15 protein-coding genes are annotated in these 15086 nt (G+C 71.3%); 6 read left to right on the plus strand and 9 right to left on the minus strand.

Annotated elements, in window-relative coordinates:
* Window positions 1–587, minus strand: a 587-nt coding sequence (locus FRW57_RS08085; protein ID WP_152185763.1) for a class I SAM-dependent methyltransferase, incomplete at its 3' end; no start/stop codon positions are given.
* A 100-nt stretch (window positions 588–687) separates the two neighbouring features.
* Here FRW57_RS08085 and FRW57_RS08090 point away from each other — a divergent pair.
* Window positions 688–1626 carry an AraC family transcriptional regulator gene (locus FRW57_RS08090; protein ID WP_137120683.1) on the plus strand — a complete coding sequence of 313 codons (939 nt, stop codon included), beginning with the start codon at window positions 688–690 and terminating at the stop codon, window positions 1624–1626.
* Window positions 1627–1692: 66 nt separating this feature from the next.
* Here FRW57_RS08090 and FRW57_RS08095 read toward each other — a convergent pair whose 3' ends face one another.
* The 4 genes from FRW57_RS08095 to FRW57_RS08110 all read right to left on the minus strand — a co-directional run bounded on the left by FRW57_RS08095 (window position 1693) and on the right by FRW57_RS08110 (window position 5487).
* Window positions 1693–2805, minus strand: a complete 1113-nt coding sequence (locus FRW57_RS08095; protein WP_137120682.1) for a trans-sulfuration enzyme family protein — start codon at window positions 2803–2805, stop codon at window positions 1693–1695.
* A 122-nt stretch (window positions 2806–2927) separates the two neighbouring features.
* The gene (locus tag FRW57_RS08100) at window positions 2928–3563 is read right to left on the minus strand and encodes a dihydrofolate reductase family protein (protein ID WP_152185764.1); all 636 of its coding nucleotides are present in this window, start codon (window positions 3561–3563) and stop codon (window positions 2928–2930) included.
* Window positions 3564–3576: 13 nt separating this feature from the next.
* The gene (locus tag FRW57_RS08105) at window positions 3577–4761 is read right to left on the minus strand and encodes an amidohydrolase family protein (protein ID WP_137120680.1); all 1185 of its coding nucleotides are present in this window, start codon (window positions 4759–4761) and stop codon (window positions 3577–3579) included.
* Window positions 4762–4809: 48 nt separating this feature from the next.
* A complete protein-coding gene (locus tag FRW57_RS08110) occupies window positions 4810–5487 on the minus strand; it encodes a TetR/AcrR family transcriptional regulator (protein WP_137120679.1) in 678 nt (225 codons plus the stop codon).
* Window positions 5488–5539: 52 nt separating this feature from the next.
* On the opposite strand from FRW57_RS08110, the gene FRW57_RS08115 reads away from it, so the two are divergent.
* A complete protein-coding gene (locus FRW57_RS08115) occupies window positions 5540–5956 on the plus strand; it encodes a nuclear transport factor 2 family protein (RefSeq protein WP_137120678.1) in 417 nt (138 codons plus the stop codon).
* Window positions 5953–6822, plus strand: a complete 870-nt coding sequence (locus tag FRW57_RS08120; protein ID WP_162308145.1) for an SDR family oxidoreductase — start codon at window positions 5953–5955, stop codon at window positions 6820–6822. Before FRW57_RS08115 ends, FRW57_RS08120 begins: the two co-directional genes overlap by 4 nt.
* 83 nt (window positions 6823–6905) lie before the next feature.
* Here the strand turns inward: FRW57_RS08120 and FRW57_RS08125 are convergent, their stop codons facing one another.
* A complete protein-coding gene (locus tag FRW57_RS08125) occupies window positions 6906–8873 on the minus strand; it encodes an acyl-CoA dehydrogenase family protein (protein ID WP_137120676.1) in 1968 nt (655 codons plus the stop codon).
* A gap of 99 nt (window positions 8874–8972) precedes the next feature.
* Window positions 8973–9647, minus strand: coding sequence for an HD domain-containing protein (locus FRW57_RS08130; RefSeq protein ID WP_137120675.1), 675 nt, complete (start codon window positions 9645–9647; stop codon window positions 8973–8975).
* Window positions 9648–9747: 100 nt separating this feature from the next.
* Between FRW57_RS08130 and FRW57_RS08135 the strand changes: the two genes are divergently transcribed.
* The 3 genes from FRW57_RS08135 (at window position 9748) to FRW57_RS08145 (ending at window position 11746) form a co-directional block, all read left to right on the plus strand.
* The gene (locus FRW57_RS08135) at window positions 9748–10005 is read left to right on the plus strand and encodes an ATP-binding protein (protein WP_162529306.1); all 258 of its coding nucleotides are present in this window, start codon (window positions 9748–9750) and stop codon (window positions 10003–10005) included.
* A 109-nt stretch (window positions 10006–10114) separates the two neighbouring features.
* Complete coding sequence (locus FRW57_RS08140; RefSeq protein WP_152185765.1) at window positions 10115–10408, plus strand: hypothetical protein; 294 nt, start codon at window positions 10115–10117, stop codon at window positions 10406–10408.
* 135 nt (window positions 10409–10543) lie between these two features.
* Window positions 10544–11746, plus strand: a complete 1203-nt coding sequence (locus FRW57_RS08145; protein WP_152185766.1) for a hypothetical protein — start codon at window positions 10544–10546, stop codon at window positions 11744–11746.
* 47 nt (window positions 11747–11793) lie between these two features.
* Here FRW57_RS08145 and FRW57_RS08150 read toward each other — a convergent pair whose 3' ends face one another.
* Together FRW57_RS08150 and FRW57_RS08155 are read right to left on the minus strand one after the other, a co-directional pair.
* Entirely contained in the window at window positions 11794–13866 is a 2073-nt protein-coding gene (locus tag FRW57_RS08150) for a HelD family protein (RefSeq protein ID WP_238999371.1), read from the minus strand.
* A gap of 176 nt (window positions 13867–14042) precedes the next feature.
* Window positions 14043–15086 (minus strand): S1C family serine protease (locus FRW57_RS08155; protein WP_152185767.1); only part of this gene is annotated, 1044 nt, incomplete at its 5' end.

The raw sequence follows: 15086 nt of genomic DNA on the forward strand, positions 1-15086 counted from the left end.
GGCAGGTGGCGCAACGCGTGGGCCGGCCCGTGCTCGTGCTGCCCGTGGCCGCCGTGAGGGGTGCCCCCAGCGGCCGGGGCGGGACCGCCGAAGTCGGCGATGGTGATCGTGCCGCCGGGACGCAGGGCGCGGAAGGCGTCACCCGCGAACGCTGCTCGATCGTCGGCGTCGACGTGGTGGAGTGCGAGCGAGGACACGACATGGTCGACCGTGCCGTCCTCGGCCGGCACGCGATCGGCGTAGCCCCGCACGAGCGTGAGCGCAACCCGACGACGGCGGGCCTTGCGGGCGGCACGGCGAAGAGCGGCATCGTCGGGGTCCAGACCGGTGACCCGTGCCCGGGGCTGCGCCGCCAGCACGGCGAACGAGAGGTTGCCCGTGCCGCAGCCGATGTCGACGACCACCTCACCGGGCCCGATCGCGGCGAGGTCACTGACCCGCCGGTGCAGTGCTCCCACCCCGGCCAGGCGAGTGAAGACGTCATACAGCGGGAGCAGCCAGGTCCTGCTCATACCGGGCAGGAACGACCGGTCCCGGTCGTTCGGGGTGCGCTCGTCGAGGATGCGGACGTCGTTTTCTGCTGGCATGGGTGCTCCCTGAGGGGTGAGGCGGTCCTTCGGACCGATGGTCGATTGCGTCTAGTCTTGGACATCCTGCGGTTCTTTGGCGGCACGAAAGTTGAAAGCCATGGCACGTTCTTCGGGCACCGAGGGCATCGGCTCGCGCTCGCGGTTGCGCAGGGTGCGGCCGGACGGGACGCCGGTCTACGGCCAGGAGCACGGCGATGGGCGGCCACCGGTGACTGTCGTGCACGTCGATGTGGGGCGGCACCGTGACGCCCTGCTGCGCAGCCGGCCGCACGCCCACGACTTCCTGGTCCTGGTGTATGTCGAGGAGGGCAGCGCCGAGGTCAGGGTCGACGGCGTCACGCGGCAGCTGCGTGCCGGGGTGGTGCACGCGCTGTCTCCGGGCCAGGTGATCGGCCATCTCGACGCCTCCCCGCCCGTCGGCTGCACCGCCTGGTCGGTCGCGTTCGCGCCCGAGGCCGTGCCCGCCCTGGCCTCGGTGTCCCCGCTCGCCCGCTCCCACCATCCGCTGCTCGCGCTGTTCGGGGCCGGCGCCGGGAGGGCCGTGGTCGCCGAAGCCGACCGGCCGACCTGGTCGGGATGGCTGACCGATCTCTCCGGCGAGCTCGCCGACCCGCAACGTCTGGGTGCAGGGGAGGCGGTCGCCGCACTGCTCAGCCGGCTGCTGGTTGCGGCCGCGCGGTTGGTGCCGTCGGCGCGGACCACGCCGGATCCGTTGGTGGAGCGGGTCTTCGACCAGATCGAGGCGACCTATGCGCAGCCCGTCTCGGCCCGCGATGTCGCCGCCGCCCTCGGATACACACCAGGACACCTCACGACCGTCGTCCGGCAGCGCACCGGGCGCACCCTGCTGGAGTGGATCACCGAGCGGCGGATGGCCGAGGCCCGTCGGTTGCTCCGCGAGACCGAGCTGCCGCTCGGCGTCATCGCCTCCCGGACGGGCTTGCGAGACGCCACCTATCTGGTGCGGCGCTTCCGCCAGCACCACGGCACCACTCCGGAGCGCTGGCGCCAAGCCCAGCGAGTGGTGCCGAGCTGAGGCGCTGACGCCGGGTCGACTGGTGGCAGTGCGCGACCGGGACGCGCCCTCCCGTCGACAGCCTCGTCAGGTGGTGAGAGCCCGGTCGAGGTCGCGCCAGAGATCGGTCGGGTGCTCGCACCCGACCGACAGGCGCAGCAGCCCCGGCGGCAGATGGGTCTGGCCGGGGATGGCGGCTCGGCGTTCCATGGTCGACTCGACCCCGCCCAGGCTGGTGGCGTGGTGGATGACCCGGACCGATCGGCATACGTCGTCGGCACGTTGGGCTCCTCCGCGCACGTCGAAGGTCACGACTGCACCGAACCCGTCCATGAAGCTGCGGGCCGTCTCGTGCGTCGGATGATCCGGCCGCCCGGGGTAACGCACGACCTCCACGCCGGGGTGGCCGGCGAGGCGGTCGGCCAGGTCGGCGGCCGTCGCGCAGGCCTGGCGAAGTCGCACCGGCAGGGTGCGCACCCCTCGGACGGCGAGATAGGACTCGAGGGCACCGGGGGTCGCTCCGGCCAGCTCCCGTCGCGTCCGCAGCTGCTCGGCGTGCTCGTCGGTGGCCGCGACCACGGCCCCGAGCAGCAGGTCGGAGTGGCCGCCGAGGTATTTCGTGGCCGAGTGCATGACAAGGTCCGCCCCCAGCTCGAGCGGCCGCTGGAGTAGGGGAGTGGCGAAGGTGCTGTCGACCGCGACGAGCGTCTTCGTCGAACGAGCCGCGGCGCAGATCGCAGGCAGATCGGCCACGGCCAGAAGGGGATTCGACGGAGACTCCACCCAGAGCAGGTCCGCCTCGCCGGCGAGCGCGACCCACCTCGCGGTGTCCTCGACGCCGACCCGGACGACCCGCCACCGCCCTTGGGCGGCGCCCGCGTCGGCCAGGCCGGTCACGCCCTGGTAGCAGTCGTCGCCGAGTGCGACGGTCGCTCCTACGGGGAGGAGGTCGAAGACCGCCGCGGCCGCTGCCATGCCGGAGGCGAAGGCGACGGTGCGACCGCCCTCCAGCCCGCCCAGCACCTCCTCAAGGGCTTCCCACGTCGCAGTGGCGTCGTCCCGGCTGTAGGACCGGTCGGATCCGAGCGTGAAGTTGGAGGCCAGCACCGGAGGGACGTTGAGCGGTTCGCCCACGGTCGGTACCCCGCGACCCGCCATCACGGCCCAGGTTTCCGGCTGCACGTGTTCGCGTTGCTCCATACCTCGCACAGTAGGACACCGGGCCCCGGGGCGACGGTAACCTCGCCATGCTGAAGGCGGTGGGGCGCTGGGCCAGCCCCCCTGCCACGGCGGCCGGAGCCGCGAAGATGACGCGGCCCTACTCAGGCCGCGGCCTTCCGGGTGAAGGTGAGGTGGGTGACGCCACTGGGCGCGGAGACGGCCTCCACGTGGTACGTGTTCTCGAGTGCTTCCAGGCCGTCCCAGAGGCGGACGCCACGGCCGAGCACGATCGGGACCTGGACGAGATGCATGTGGTCGACGAGCCCGGCGGAGAGGAACTGGCGGACAACGGTCGGGCCACCGCCGATCCGGACGTCCTGGCCGTCGGCTGCCGCGCGGGCGGTCTCGAGCGCCTCGGCTGGGGCGGCGTCCAGGAAGTGGAAGGTCGTGCCGCCCTCCAGCTCGATCGAGGACCGCACGTGGTGAGTCAGCACGAAGGTCGGCGTGTGGAACGGCGGGTTGGGGCCCCACCAGCCCTTCCAGTCGGGGTCGTCCCACCAGCCGGGTGGGCCGAACTTGCCCGCGCCCATGATCTCGGCGCCGATACCGGGTCCGTGGCGCTCAGCGAAGGCGTCATCGACCCCGGCGGTTCCGCCCGGGTCCCAGAACCGGGTCGCGAACATCCAGGTGTGGAGCTTCTGGCCGGCGTGCCCGAAGGGTGCATCGGCGGACTGCGGCTCACCGGTGGCGAAACCGTCGAGCGAGATGGACAGGTTGTGGATCCGTGTGCGTGACATCAGCGTCTCCTCGTCATGGCGTCGCGACGGAGGGTCCGGCGACGAGTTTGCCCTCGCGGTAGACGGCTTCGACCTCCAGCAGCGCGCGCAGGTCCACGGCGGCTTCACCGCGGACCACGAGGAGGTCCGCCGCGAGCCCCGGCACCAACAAGCCGCAGGTACCGGCCAGCCCCAGGGCATCGGCGGCTCGTGACGTCGCAGCCCGGAGTGTGTCGACGGGGTCTCCGGTGACATGACCGAACACGAGCAGGGCGTGCGCCATCACGTCGTGGGGTTTGCCCGGGCTGACCCCGGCATCGGTCGCCACCACAACCCGTGCGCCGCGGTCACGAAGCATGCCGAGCCCCTGCACGATCTGCTGCATCCGGGCCGCCAACGCCGGCGACGGCGCTGGAGCGCCAGGGGTCGCCCCCGGAGTGGTCCGCACGAAGATCCTCGACGTCGCCAGGGCTCCCACCAGGCCCGGATCGTGGTCGACCCCGTCGGCCGTCATGAAGGTGCAGTGCTCCACAGCGTCCACGCCCACGTGGATGCAGTCGCGCAGCGCAGACGCTGCGTGGGCGTGTGCCGCGACCGGGAGCCCGACCGCGTGCGCCTCGTCGACGAGAGCCCGCAGGGAGTCCTCGTCGAACTGTGACTCCCAGGGCAGCGACCCCGCGGTGATGTTCCCGCCGGAAACCATCACCTTGATCACATCGACGCCCCGCTCGGCACGCCTGCGCACCGCGGCCGCCACCTCACCGGGCTCGGTCTGTGCGCCGGCCAGGAAGTGACAGTGCCCCCCGGGCGTGGTGATCGGCGGGCCGCTTGCCCGCAGGCGGGGAAGGCTCAAGGCGTCCTGCACGCTGTTCCGGAGGTCGACAACGGCGTAACCACTGTCCCCGAGGTCCTGGATGGTGGTGACTCCCGCGGCCAGGGCACGTCGCGCGTTCGCGACCGCCAGCTCCCGCTGCCCGCCCGGCTCGCGTGGCAGGCCCTCCTCAGGGTTGGCCGTGCAGCCCCACGAAAGGTGCTGGTGGCCGTCGACCAGGCCGGGCAGGAGCGTGGTGCCACCACCGTGGTCGATGACCCGGGCCCGCTCCGGCGGTGGTTGCACCCGGCGCACCTCGAGGACCCGACCGTCCTGGCCGACCAGGACCTCGCTGTCCGAGTGCAGGGCATCGCCGTCGAAGACGACTCCTGCCCGGATGATGAGCATGTTCAAGAGTGCCCCGGCACGGCCACTGACGCCATCAGGTTTTCCCGTTCACCGGTGGCGGGACGGGCTGGATGTCGGCGGAGGGACGAGGAGCGCGCCCGCCATGGTCTCGCGTTGGAAACGGGCGAACCTGCTGGAGTTCCAGCCACGCCGCATGACGAGCAGCTCGAACATCTCGGCTGAGGAGATGGTGAAGAGCACGTCGGTGACGTCGCGCAAGGTGAGTCCGTGGCGCACGTCTCCGGTCGCTCTGAGGGCGCGTGCGTTGTCGCGCATGCGGACCATCCGGGTCTGGTCCATCTCCTCCAGGACCGGAAGCGCCTTGGGGTCACTGGCTGCCGCGTCTCGCAGGAGCACCGCAAGGGGTGCCACTCGGGGCGCGACCTCGCTCGCCAGTTGCGCCCAGCCGGCAACGAGCTCGTGGCCCGTGGAGACACCACGCAGGCGGTTGGACCGTTCTTCTGCGGGCACTGTGCCAGACCCTTCGAGGCCCCGGCGGTAGAGCGCCCGGGCGATCCCCGGTTTTCCGCCGAAGGCCTTGTAGACGGTCTCCGACGAGACTCCGGCGGCCGTCGCGATCGCGTCGACCGTGGTGGCGGCGTACCCGCGCCGCAGCATCAGGTCGCGGGCCGCGGTCAGGATGTCCTCGCGCCGCTGTCGGGCGGCGGCTCGACGCCCGCTCGCGTCATACGACCGGGGCTTGACGGGTTGCGGCAACAGCCTCACACTCCTATTGGATGCACTTCACTGTATCCAAAGGTCGACGGCTGGAGTCGTCATGGATGGATCACCGTTCCTGACCCGGGTCATGGAGGCCGCCAACGCGCATGATGTGGAGCGGATCGTCGGCTGCTTCTCCCCCGGCTACGTCAACGAGACACCGTGCCACCCCGCGCGTGGGTTCGTCGGCGCCGAACAGGTAGGCCGCAACTGGACGGGGATCCTGGCCGCAGTGCCGGACCTGGTCACCTCCGTGGTCGATCAGGTCCGGGTCGGTGACCAGGTCTGGAGCGAGTGGGAGATGAGCGGCACCCGCCGCGACGGGAGCCGCCACCTGATGCGGGGAGTGATGATCTTCCGCGTCGAGGGCGACCGGGCCACGTCCTGCCGGTTCTACCTGGAGCCGGTGGTGGCCGACGAGACGACTGCCGACCGGTTCGTGGCCTCGCTGGCCTCCGGCGGAGGTGCTTCGTGATCCTGGTGGCGGGGGGCACCGGTCGACTCGGCTCACTGGTGGTCGCTGACCTCCTGGCCCGGGGCAACCGGGTGCGGGTGCTCAGCCGGGGAACCGGGCCGGTGCCGCAGGAGGTTGCTCCCAGCGAGGTCATGGCCGGGTCGGTGACCGATCCGGCGGCTCTCGAGAAGGCGGTGGAGGGCGTCGATCTGGTCGTCTCCGCCGTCACCGGGTTTCCGCGGACGGACCCGGCTCGAGTCGACGCCGCCGGCAACGAGCTGTTGGTGCAGGCCGCGGAAGGAGTCGGCGCCGAAGTGGTCCTGGTCTCGGTGGCAGGGGCCGCGCCCGACAGCGCGATGGGACTGTTTCGCGCCAAGTTCGAGGCCGAGCAGGCCCTCGGCCGATCCAGCGTGCGGGGCACGATCATCCGCCCCGAAGCGTTCGCCGACCTGTGGATCGACCTGCTCGCCACGACGGCGCGACGCTCGCGCCGGCCACTGGTGTTCGGGCGCGGAGACACCCCGACGGGCTGGGTCGCGGTGGGCGACGTCGCGGCCCTGGTGACTCGGGTCGTCGAGCAGGCATCGCTACGCGGGACCACCTACACCCTGTCCGGGCCAGAGCGGATCAGTGTCACCGAACTCGCCCGGCGTCTCATGGCATCTCGCGGCTGGCCCGGCTCCCCACGCCACCTGCCGGTCGCGGCCCTCCACGTCACCGCCCGCCTGCCAGGTCGTTCCGGCCGCCAGGCCGAGGCCGCGTTGGCCATGGACCAGCCGTCGCCAGTCCACGACGACACGCGCACCCGGGTGCCCGGCCTCCCAAGCACCCCTCTCGCCGAACTGCTCGGCCGCGCTGCCGTTCGCTCTGAGGGCCACGAGCCTTGAGGTCTCCCCAGATCAGCCTGACCTCGGTAGTCGCTTCGGGAGACGGCGTGCGCTGATCATGCGCTCCACGTGCACGCCGCCTCTCAGCGGAAGCGGCGGGCCTGGTTCTCCAGCTGGGAGGGCCCGGGTGACCAGTGCGCGATCCACGGCCCGGTGCCCTCGGACTGGTCGATGACACCCTCCTCCAGCCAGGTGAGGTTGCCGTCGAGCACGCTGCGCGCCAGCCGGTAGTCGACATCGTCGGTGTTGTGCCACAGCCGCTCGAAGAGGGTGTCGACGCGCAGCCTCGACTGCTCGCAGAAGGCATTGGCCAGGGCGTACGCCGCGTCGGCCCGGTCCGGTTGCTCCTGCCGGATCATCTCGGCCCGGGAGCAGGTCGCGGCCATCGCAAACAACTCCGCCCCGATGTCGACGATCCGGCCGAGGAACCCTTGCCGGTGCTCCAGCTTGGCCTGCCACCGGCCCATGCCGTAGAACGTCTGCCGCGCCAGCTTGCGTGACGCCCGCTCGACGAACCGCAGGTGGTGCGCCAGCTCGCCGAGCTCCTGGTAGGAGCGGGGGTTGAGCCCCTTGCCGGCCACGAGCTGGGGCAGCCACTTGGCGTAGAAGCCGCTGGCCCCGACGGCCGCCTTGGCCTTGGCCTGCAGGTCGGCGTCGGGGGAGGCGAGGTCGCCGGCTGCCGCGAGGTGGGCGTCGACGGCCTCACGGGCGATGAACAAGCGCATGATCTCGGTGGATCCCTCGAAGATCCGGTTGATCCGCAGGTCACGCTGGAGCTGCTCGGCGGGGACCGCACGCTCACCCCTGGCCCGCAGTGATTCGGCGGTCTCGTAGCCACGGCCGCCCCGAATCTGCACCAGCTCGTCGGTGATCCGACACCCCATCTCGCTGGCCCACAGCTTGGCAAGCGCCGCCTCGAGCCGGATGTCGTGCTCGCCGGCGTCGGCCATCTGCGAGGAGAGGTCGACGACGGCCTCGAGCGCAAAAGTGGTCGCCGCGATGAAGGAGATCTTCTCGGCGACGGCCCCGTGCTTGCCGACCGGGCGGCCCCACTGCACCCGTTCGTTGGACCACTCGCGGGAGATCTTGAGCGCGTACTTCCCGGCGCCGGCACTCATCGCCGGGATCGACAACCGACCGGTGTTGAGTGTGGTCAGTGCGATCTTCAGGCCCTCGCCCTCCCGGCCGAGCCGGTTGGCTGCCGGCACCCGAACCTGGTGGAACCGGGTCACGCCGTTCTCGATGCCGCGCAGCCCCATGAAGGCGTTGCGGTGCTCGACCGTGATGCCCTCGGAGTCGGCCTCGACCACGAACGCGGTGATGCCACCCTTGCTGTCGGCGCGCGCGGGCACCCGAGCCATCACCACGAGCAGCTCGGCAACCACGCCGTTGGTGGTCCAGAGCTTCACGCCGTCCAGCAGGTAGGCGTCGCCGTCATCGGTCGGCACCGCGCTGGAGGCCAGCCGGGCCGGGTCGGAGCCCACGTCGGGCTCGGTGAGCAGGAAGGCGCTGACCGCACCCGCGGCGCAGCGCGGCAGGTATTCGTGCTTCTGCGCCTCGGTGCCGAACATCTTCACCGGCTCGGGCACACCGATCGACTGGTGCGCCGACAGCAGCGCGCCGATGCTGGGGTGGATCGACCCGGCGAGCATCAGCGCCCGGGCGTAGTCGGCCATGGAGAGGCCCAGCCCGCCATACTCGACCGGGATCTTCATGCCGAGGGCGCCCAGGGCGATCAGGGTGCGGACGTAGTCGGCCGGGATCTCGGCGTCCCGCTCGATGCGGCTGCCGTCCATCTGCTCGCACGCCTCCCCGAGGCGCGCCAGGAACTCCTCGCCCGTGGCGGCGACGTCGGGCGCCGGTCGCGGGTAGGGGTGGATCTGGTCGAAGTCGAACCGCCCGAGGTAGAGCTCCTTGGCAAAGCTGGGTCGCGTCCACCGTGACTCACGCGCCGCCTCGGCGACCTGCCGCGCCTCGCGCTCGTCGACGTGCGCGCCGCCCGGTGCCGGAGCGCCGGTCGGGGTCTGGGTTCCGGTCGTGTCGATCGCCATGCCGATCACCTTCCACTCGCCTACCCACCAGTGTTACCCATTGGTAGGAGTTTTGCAGGTGACGAGTTGATATCGGTCTGGTCGAAGGGAGAAGCGGGCTCATCCCCCCGTGTGGTTGCCGTCGCCGCGCAGCCGGGTCAGCTCGCGCCCGAGGTTCAGGCGGGCGGCGTCCTCCCATTGCTGCCGGGCGTGGGCGGTGCGGTAGAGCCGATCGCGCCGCTCGAAGGGCAGCAGGACCTCACTGCGCCCCTTCGCGTATGCCGTGTCGTCGACGAAGTCGTACTCCTGCCGGACCTGCTCGCAGTACCTGTCGAACCGGTCCGACGGCGCCGACAGGATCCACAGGTCGGCGTCGTGGAAGCACGCGGCGAGCCCGTCGTCCGACGGCCGGTCGTGCCCGTCGGTGAGGCGAACCAACCGCTCCACGTCATCCCGGACCTCGGCCGGGACGCCGAGCGAGGTGAGCCCTCGCACGGCCAGGTCGGCGCTCTCGGCCTCGTTGCTCCCGCTCCTGGCGCGAGGCTCGTAGCGAGCGTCGTGGAACCATGCGGCAACTCGGGCCACCGCACCCTCGCGCTCGGTGAGCTCGCCGGCCTCCAGCAGTTCATCGAGCGCCCAGAACATCTCCACCAGGTGGGTGGTGGTGTGGTAGTGGCGGTGCGACTCAGACCACCGTCGCAGCAGACCCGCGCCCACGGCAGCGACCGTGTCGTCGTGGGCCTCCCGGTGCAGCGCTCGCACGTCGAGCGTCCACCAGGTGATGAGGGCGGGCATGCCGCCAGTGTCTCAGGGCGACGCGAGCAACCGAGTGGTTCGCTGCGCGGCTGACATACTGCAGTTCAGGGGTATCGCCGCTGACTCGGGTGCCACGCGCATGGGGTCGTTCAACCTGCAAGGGGACTGGCCGCTGGTGGGACGCGCCGAGGAGCTGGCGGAGCTGGTCCGGATCGTCGAGGCAGGCATGGCCGCCCCCGAAGCACCCGCAGGGGCAGTGGTCGTCGCCCCGGCCGGCGTCGGCAAGACCCGTCTGTTGCGGGAGGTCCGCCGGTCGGCGGAGCAGCTCGGGGTGCCGACCGTCATGGCCATCGCGGCCCGGTCGGCAACATGCTGCAGATGGCCGCGGGCAAGGTGACCGGTGCGACCCGCACGGCGCTCGAGGGCGCGACGCGTCTCGACGGCATCGTGACCGCACGCGCCCGGTTGCTTCATCTGGCCGTGCGCCTCGGGGCATCCCCAGGTGCGTGCTTGACGACCTCACGGCAATGGCCGGTGGCGCGGAGAGTGGCCTGCTGGGCCTCATGGCCGACCACGTCCGCGCCCTGGCCGAGACCGACAGCGCTCGTCTCGAGGACGTCACCGGGCGGTTCGACGAGCTCGGGCTGTGGCTCAACGCAGCGGAGTCCGCGGCAGGGGCGGCACGGCTGCGCGCAGAAGCGGGGAAGCGGACCGCCTCGGCCCGCTCCCACCTCTACAACGCCTTCACCAAGACGGGTGTCGAGCAGCGCGAGGCGCTGGCGGATGCGCTCGACTCGTGATGATAACGAGACATCGGTGCACTGGCCGCGCCGCGGCGTCGCGCGACATACTCAGGCACACATCGTCGATCTTCTCCGGGCATTCCTGCGCCGGAATTCCTGGGTCGACCCTGTTCGCTGAGAGGTTTGGATCGGATGAAGAGGTCACTTGTCTGGACGGCCGGGATGGCCACGGCACTCGCGTGCTCGGTGGCGATGAGCGCTCCGGCGCTTGCTGCTGCGCCGACGACGTTCGGATCGCAGACCCAGACCGCCGCGAGCAGCCCTGTCGCACAACGGTCGTCGGATCCGCGGGTCCAGACCGACATCGATGCGGTCCTGGCCGCGCTGCCTGCGGGCTGGGAGGATGGGGTCGCCGCGGCTCGCGCTCAGCTGCCCGCCGACCAGTGGGCGTTGCGCGATCGGGCGATCAACCCCGGCGACTACCAGTGCGGCCCCACGGTCCTCGACACCTGGGTGGATCAGCAGCTGGAGGGCGTTGACCCGCTCGCCCTTGCCGTCCTGAGCCGGGTGGGCGCCCTGGATATGCCGACCCTTGATGCGCTGTTCTTCGAGACCGACGCCACGCCACAGTATTTCGGGGCGGACGGCAGCCAGACCATCCCGCTCACGCACGAGATGCGCGTCCTCAAGGGTTTCTGGGACGTCAAGACCGACGACATCCAGCTCGTCGCGATGCACGACGACTTCTTCTCCCACCCCGACAAGGTCACCCGCATCACCAAGCTGCTGTACGGCGTCACGGACGAGCAAGCGGCTGAGCTGGCGCAGTTGATCACCGCTCTCGTCTACAACGCCGGGTTCGACGGCAACCCCCTGCTCACCGCCAACGCGTTCGCGTTCACCGCAGAGGGAGAGCCGGACCCGGTGGTCGCGGCGGTGCCGGACAAGATCGTCATGGGCGACGGCATCCTGGAGGCGATGGCCTACGCGGGCATCGGCGGCACGGCGCCCAAGGCGATCCTCGCCCACGAGTTCGGCCACCACGTCCAGTTCGAGGACGACCTCTTCGACAGCCCGCTGTCCGGTCCCGAGGCGACGCGCCGCACCGAGCTCATGGCCGACGCGTTCGGCACCTTCTCGCTGGTCCACAAGCGCGGGGAGGCGATCAACGCCAAGCGACTGCTCGATGCCGAGCGGAGCTTCTACACCGTCGGCGACTGCTCCTTCACCAGCCCCGGGCACCACGGCACGCCCAACCAGCGCCTCAAGGCGTCGACCTGGGGCGCCGACGTGGCGGCGTCACAGCAGAAGCAGGGACAGATCATGCCGTCCCTCACGCTGGCGGCGAAGTTCGAGAAGATGCTTCCCGAGTTCGTCGCTCCCGACGCGCCATGACCGGTGAGCAGCTGAGCTGACCAGTTGCACCAGCCCACCGCCCCGATTCACGCAGTCGCGTGGGTCGGGGCGGTGCTGGCGTCGGGAGAGTCCGCGAGCTCGGCGGGCAGCTCGCGGGTGTGCAGGACGGTCAGCTCGGTCACGGCGCGGGTGAGGATGACGTAGAGGCGGCGCAGGCCGGTGCGCTCGTCCGGCTCCGCCTCGGCGATCGCGGCCGGCTCCAGGACCACCACCCGGTCGAACTCGAGACCCTTGGCCACGCGCGCGGGGACGACCAGCACCTGGTGGGGATGCTCTGACGTGTCGCCGTGGTCGAGCCCGAGCACCAGGTGAGCCAGGCCGGCCGCGGTCAAGGCGGTCGAGGCCTTCGGCACCTGGTCGTCGGCCAGGATGACACCGACCGATCCGGGTTCCCCACACGCCTTCCGGACGACCTCGACGAGGCTCTCGAGGAGGCGCTCCTCGCCCACGGCGCGCACCTCGAGCCTGCCGGGGTTCTCCCGCACCGAGACGGGGGCGCCGAGACCGGGCGCCATCCGCGGCAGCAGGCGCGCGGCGTACTCGATCACCGCTGCGGGCACTCGGAACCCGCGGTCGAGCACCTCCAGGTGACCTTCCGGCTTGCCCAGGTGGGTCATGGACTCGGCCCACGAGTCGGTGGCCCACGGAGTGGTCCCCTGCCCGATGTCTCCGAGGACGGTGGCGGAGCTCGTCGCGCACCGGCGGCCGACGGCCCGCAGCTGCATGGGGGAGAGGTCCTGGGCTTCGTCCAGGACCACGTGGCCGAGGCTGGTCGGACGGTTGAGCAGCGCGGCGATCTCGTCGAGCAGCACCGTGTCGGCGCTCGTCCAGCGGGCGGCGCCGCGCGTCCGCGGCGGCTGGGTCCACAGCAGCAGCTCCCGCTCCCGCGGGTCCAGCAGCCCGTCGGCGTGACGGGCGAGCTCGACCGGGTCGCTCAGCAGGTCGAAGAGCACGTGGCGTGGATCGAGCTGGGGCCACAGGGATTTGGCATACCTCGTGACGGGAGTGGACCGTGCCACGGCGTCCTGCACCCGGTCGTCCGGTGAGTCGCCGGACCGCTCCATCTGCAGCAGCACGGCGTGCGCGAGCCTGCGGGCGAGCATCTGGCGCGCCGCGTCATACCGGATGCCGCGCGTCCGCAGCTCGGCGACGATGTCGCGGACCTCGTGGGCGGGCACCCGCCACTTGCGCGACCCCCGGGGGACGACCAGTGCCTCGGTGGGCTCGCGCACGCGGGACCAGACGGCTCGGCGCAGCACTTCGGCGAGGCGCGGGTCTCCTTTGAGCACAGCGACATCGGAGTCGTCGACGGCTCGCACCCGCACCGACTCGAGCAGCTCCTCGATCGTGGTGTGGGTGACGCGGACCTCGCCCAGAGCGGGGAGCACCGCGCCGATGTGGTCGAGGAAGGCCCGGTTGGGACCGATGACCAGCACGCCGGTGCGCGAGAGCCGGTCGCGGAAGGCGTAGAGCAGCCACGCGGCGCGGTGCAGGCCCACGGCGGTCTTGCCGGTGCCGGGTGCGCCCTGGACGCAGACGGTGGTCGCGACGTCGGCCCGGACGATCTCGTCCTGCTCCGGTTGGATCGTCGCGACGATGTCTCGCATCGGCCCGACCCGGGGACGCTCGATCTCGCTGGCCACGATCCGGCTGTCGCCGGTCACCTCTGCGGGGTCACTCAGGTGCTCGTCCTCGTATGCCGTGAGCTCGCCCCGGTCGACGCCGAACCGGCGGCGCAGCGTGACCCCCATCGGCTCGGCACGCGAGGCCCGGTAGAAGGCGGTCGACACGTCAGCCCGCCAGTCGACGACCAGGGGGTCACCGTGCTGGTCGGCGACGTGGCGACGGCCGATGTACCAACGCTCGGCCCCGGCCTGCGGGTCGCTCTGGTCGATCCGGCCGAAGAAGAGCGTCCCGGTCGGGTCGTCGCGCAGCGACTCGGCGCGTCGATGGAGGGTCGCGGCCAGGTACTCCGCGGCGATGGCGTCACCGCCCCGCGCCTCGGTCGCCAGGGTCTGCTGGCGCATCCTTGCCAGCGCGGCACGGGCGCCTGCCAGGTAGACGCGTTCGTCGGCAAGCTCGGTGGGCTCGGCGGACACGGGCACCAGCCTTCCTCGAGTCGTGGCGGGTCGCCCCACGCCACGCAGGCCGAGCCCACCCGGGGAACCGGGCGGGCGACGAGTCGGGTGGGGGGAGCGTCATGCTACACGGGCGGGGACAGGCGTGTCCCCGGGCGACCGCGTCCTGATCGCGGTTGCCCGGGGAGTTCGTGGGCCTACTTGTTGCTGGTGCCGAAGGTGACCGAGACGTCCTTGCGTTCGCCGTCCCGCACGACCGTGACCGTTGCCTTGTCGCCGGGGGCACGCTCGTGGACCTGGGCGACGAGGGAGAGCCAGGAGTCGACGGAGTCACCGTCGATGGAGATCACTGCGTCGCCGGTCTTCAGTCCGGCCTTTGCGGCAGGGGTGTCGGCCAGGACCCTGATCTCCGAAGCGCTCCGCCTGGCCGAGCCGAGTTGCACCGTCGTGTCCTGACCAGCCACGCCGAGGTAGGCGTGCTCGGCCTTGCCGTTGGTGATCAGCTGGTCGGCGATCGAACGGACCTCGTTGACCGGGATGGCGAAGCCGATGCCGATGTTGCCGCTCTGGCCGCCGCCGATGCCGGAGCCGAGCGTGGCGATCGAGGAGTTGATCCCGATCAGCTGACCTGACTCGTCGACGAGCGCGCCACCGCTGTTGCCCGGGTTGATGGCGGCGCTGGTCTGGATGGCGTTGGTGACCACGGGCTGGCTGCTCTGGCCGAGGGGCGAGGAGTCACCCTGGGTGGTCACGGGACGGTCGAGAGCGCTGACGATACCCGTCGTGACGGTGCCGGCCAGGCCCAGCGGGTTGCCCACCGCCATGACGGGCTCACCGACCGACAGCTTGCTCGAGTTGCCCAGGCTGATGGGCGAGAGACCACTGGGGGGGTCCGTGATCCGCAGGACCGCGAGGTCGGTCGAGGGATCGGTGCCGACCACGGTCGCCCGGTAGGTGCGGTTGTCGTTGAGGGTCACCGTGATCCTGGCGTCCGAGCCGCCGGCGGTGGCCACGTGGTTGTTCGTCACCACGTGGCCGTTCGTGTCGATGATGACACCGGAGCCTTGACCCCCGGACTGACCGTTGGTGACCTTGATGGCCACGACACTGGGCGAGACCGCCTTGGCCGTGGCGGTCCAGTCGGGGGACGACCCGGTCGCCTGGATCACCGGCGCGCTCACCGCGCTGCTGGTCGTGCCGGCGCCCGCGGCCGTGGCGCCGTCGTCGCCGAGCTGCCCGAC

It is taken from the genome of Segeticoccus rhizosphaerae, assembly GCF_009192725.1.
GTDB lineage: Bacteria > Actinomycetota > Actinomycetes > Actinomycetales > Dermatophilaceae > Segeticoccus > Segeticoccus rhizosphaerae.

Coding starts and splice junctions, on each gene's coding strand:
- FRW57_RS08095 (WP_137120682.1), bottom strand. CDS start 2,805: ATGGAGCAACGCGAACACGTGCAGCCGGAAACCTGGGCCGTGATGGCG.
- FRW57_RS08115 (WP_137120678.1), top strand. CDS start 5,540: ATGGATGGATCACCGTTCCTGACCCGGGTCATGGAGGCCGCCAACGCG.
- FRW57_RS08100 (WP_152185764.1), bottom strand. CDS start 3,563: ATGTCACGCACACGGATCCACAACCTGTCCATCTCGCTCGACGGTTTC.
- FRW57_RS08145 (WP_152185766.1), top strand. CDS start 10,544: ATGAAGAGGTCACTTGTCTGGACGGCCGGGATGGCCACGGCACTCGCG.
- FRW57_RS08130 (WP_137120675.1), bottom strand. CDS start 9,647: ATGCCCGCCCTCATCACCTGGTGGACGCTCGACGTGCGAGCGCTGCAC.
- FRW57_RS08105 (WP_137120680.1), bottom strand. CDS start 4,761: ATGCTCATCATCCGGGCAGGAGTCGTCTTCGACGGCGATGCCCTGCAC.
- FRW57_RS08125 (WP_137120676.1), bottom strand. CDS start 8,873: ATGGCGATCGACACGACCGGAACCCAGACCCCGACCGGCGCTCCGGCA.
- FRW57_RS08135 (WP_162529306.1), top strand. CDS start 9,748: ATGGGGTCGTTCAACCTGCAAGGGGACTGGCCGCTGGTGGGACGCGCC.
- FRW57_RS08090 (WP_137120683.1), top strand. CDS start 688: ATGGCACGTTCTTCGGGCACCGAGGGCATCGGCTCGCGCTCGCGGTTG.